Here is a 2,966-nt window from a genome sequence, read left to right as displayed (position 1 = left end):
TCCCATCCCGAACAGGACCGTGAAACGACTCTACGCCGATGATAGTGCGGATTCCCGTGTGAAAGTAGGTAATCGTCAGGCTCCCTAAGCCAGAAACCCCCGCCCGAAAGGCGGGGGTTTTTGCATTTCGGCGACGGAAACGCGTGCGGAGGAAGGGCATTGCACTCATTGCACACCACCACCGGCCAGATCAGCCTCCCTCTTGCGGAGCGGAGCAGCTCCTATCGGCGCGGCTAAGCGCTACGTCTTTTCAGCCAGCAGAGGCGGATGTTGCTAAAAGGGCATGGGCGACGCGCCGCGGCCGAGCAAAGGGCCTGCTGTCGAAGTCGGATGTAACGCTACTTCGTTGTCCCGAAGGCAACGCTTCCGTTCCGAAGGTTTGAGTTGCGTATCGAAAGTCGTTGCACGCGATTGTCAGTGCTGCGACCGGGGCCCGACTTCGTCGTTTCCGAAGGCGTCGCCATTCCCCAGGGAGTCTGATCGCCTAGGCCCTCGCCGAACGGGGAGGGCCTTGGAAATGATCACCAGTTGAAGGGGCCTTGAACGCGGTGTGCGACGTTTCCGCCTTCCGGCATGTAGTGGATCACGAATGACTTGCGCGTGCTCCCCGGGGCAACATAATCGGCGCCGCCGTGCACGAGCATCCCGTGCCAGAAAAGGACCTCGCCCTTTTTCGCGAGGAACTCGTTGCGCTCGTATTTCGATGCAACCTGTTCAATGTACTCTTGGTACCGATCTGATTGCTCAGGGGGTGATGTGCGGCGTTGTGTCTGCGGGTAGTTGTCGAACTCGCTGAAAAGTGGCTCGCGGTGCGACTTCGGGAAATAGACGAGCGGGCCAGAGCCGGGCTTGATGTCTTCGAGTGCGACCCACACGCCTATAAGCGCATTCATCGGCCACGTGTGGAAGACGCATGTGTCCTGATGCAGAAGTTGCATGCTTCCCTTTGAAAAGGTCAGCGAGAAGTGCGGCACGGCTGCGCGGTCGAGCAGCGCGGAACAGATGCGGATAGCCTGCTTGTTGCGAAAGATCTTCGCGGCAGCCTGGTTGTACAGATGGAACTCGCCGATGCGCCAGTTCGATTCCTCTCTCGCTTGACTGCGAGTTTCGCGCGGAAGGGCAAGCAGGTCGCTGTGCGGCATGTGAGTCGTCTTGACTCCGTCGACGATGACGTCCGAGATGGTCAGGCCGTCGATCGCCTTGTCGGCGAACCACGCGCTATCGACTTCTGACGCATAGGCTTCGAGGTCGGCGAGGCCAAATACGTCCGGCATCGTGAAGTAGCCGTCTGTTACCCATTTAGATAGCAAATCGCGCTCATCCGAGCTGAGCCCCCACCGATCCGCGATTTCTGGAACTCGCGCTAACGCGTCGGGTTCTTCAAACCAAAGCTTGTAAGTTCGCTCGTTTTTCCAGTCGATTATGCCTGACCGGGTTGCCGCTCGTCGTTCAAAGGCTCTTTTGACTTTTGAGATTATCGAGTTCATGCAGTTCCTCGGAGGTAACGCAGGAGTTTGAAAGTCCAGACGGTGTTATGGCTTGTTGGCTGCTCGAAGAATAACGATGAATAGATTTAACCGCCGCCTTCGGGCGGCATTTTTATCGGATTTCTGGTGGATACTGAGGCGTTCGCCGAAGTCGGGTGCGCTATCTTGAGTGAGCCGGACGCAGTCTTCGCGTACCTCCGGCGCCGCTCAGAGGTGCAGCGCGACTGGACGATTCTACAGTACGGGCATGCGATTTCGAGCCAGGCGAAATCACAAAGCGCATTCGAGATTTTGTGCAGCGCACACATATGCCGAGTTACACGCTCGAAACGGCAATCGGCAATTTCAATCGAGCCGTCAAAGCGATTTCCAGGAAACTCGACAAGCTCGACAAAAAGTCGGAGAAGCAGTGATCGCAAGCGCCTCCCAACTGGTCTGGGCGTGCGGGGCAAACACGGCGAAGTTTGCTGTCTCGCCGCCGTGCTCGAGCATTCGTAGCGCCAACCGCGATTCAGTACCGGAAGCAAAGCTTCGCTGTCCGGCGCAACGACCGGGGCGCGCGTGCAAACCCGCCCGTGCATCTCTCCCGTTTCCTGCGGCCAGGCGACATCGAGGCATTCGACGCGAGGCTCCGGTGTCCCGCCAGCTATGTCGCTAAAGCCCCTACGAATACCTGAAGCAACGTCGGCGAAGCCCCCCGGCACGATATTTGCAAAAAATTTGCATCTACCCGCTTGGCAGAGTGCTCAAGAGGTCGTATGATGGCGGTCTTTCGTTTTCAGCGTAGATGCAGATCGACGTTGAGGGCGGAGTCTGACGAAGATGTGGCGCTGATCGGTAGTACCCATGCTTGCCTTAGCCGGGCAAGGGCGGGAGGATCGGTGGTCAAGCAAGAGTCGGGAAGAGAGTGAAAATAATCTTCCAGATGTGCTTGACAGATGTGCGATGCACCCCCATAATCGTCAGTTCTCTACGGAGGGGTGCCCGAGTGGCTAAAGGGGGCAGACTGTAAATCTGTTGGCTTACGCCTACGTTGGTTCGAATCCAACCTCCTCCACCAAGATATCAGTGCAGTGAGCGGTAACGGAATCGTTTGTGGCCCGTGCGGGTGTAGCTCAATGGTAGAGCAGAAGCCTTCCAAGCTTACGACGAGGGTTCGATTCCCTTCACCCGCTCCAGACCGCGAAGTTGAAGCTTAAAGCGCCCATGTGGCTCAGTGGTAGAGCACTCCCTTGGTAAGGGAGAGGTCGGCAGTTCGATCCTGCCCATGGGCACCAGCAGTACAAAGTCAGTGTCTTGTTTGCGCGCGGCGCAACCTGTGAAATTCCTTTTGGGAGTCGAAAATGGCCAAGGGTAAATTCGAGCGGACCAAGCCGCACGTGAACGTTGGTACGATTGGTCACGTTGACCACGGCAAGACGACGCTGACGGCAGCGATCACGACGGTTCTGACGAAGAAGTTCGGCGGCGAAGCGAAGG

General features: G+C 57.4%; 2 protein-coding genes and 3 tRNA genes. 4 read left to right on the top strand and 1 reads right to left on the bottom strand.

What is annotated here, in order from left to right; translation table 11 throughout:
- Nucleotides 1–521 precede the first annotated feature (521 nt).
- On the bottom strand, nt 522–1,487 hold the full coding sequence (locus G3N61_RS38560; protein ID WP_089449750.1) for a phytanoyl-CoA dioxygenase family protein: 966 nt from the start codon (nt 1,485–1,487) through the stop codon (nt 522–524).
- A gap of 974 nt (nt 1,488–2,461) precedes the next feature.
- Between G3N61_RS38560 and G3N61_RS38555 the strand changes: the two genes are divergently transcribed.
- From G3N61_RS38555 to G3N61_RS38540, 4 genes are all read left to right on the top strand, one after another.
- Nucleotides 2,462–2,547 (top strand) — tRNA-Tyr (locus G3N61_RS38555).
- 44 nt (nt 2,548–2,591) lie between these two features.
- Nucleotides 2,592–2,665, top strand: a tRNA-Gly gene (locus G3N61_RS38550).
- A gap of 24 nt (nt 2,666–2,689) precedes the next feature.
- Nucleotides 2,690–2,764: transfer RNA gene (locus G3N61_RS38545), tRNA-Thr, on the top strand.
- A gap of 66 nt (nt 2,765–2,830) precedes the next feature.
- On the top strand, nt 2,831–2,966 hold a 136-nt coding region (locus G3N61_RS38540), incomplete at its 3' end, for a GTP-binding protein (RefSeq protein WP_233634994.1).

Origin of the sequence: Burkholderia sp. Ac-20349, from assembly GCF_017104865.1 — a bacterium.
GTDB classification, from domain to species: domain Bacteria; phylum Pseudomonadota; class Gammaproteobacteria; order Burkholderiales; family Burkholderiaceae; genus Burkholderia; species Burkholderia aenigmatica.
This window is presented reverse-complemented; position numbering and strand designations above follow the sequence as displayed.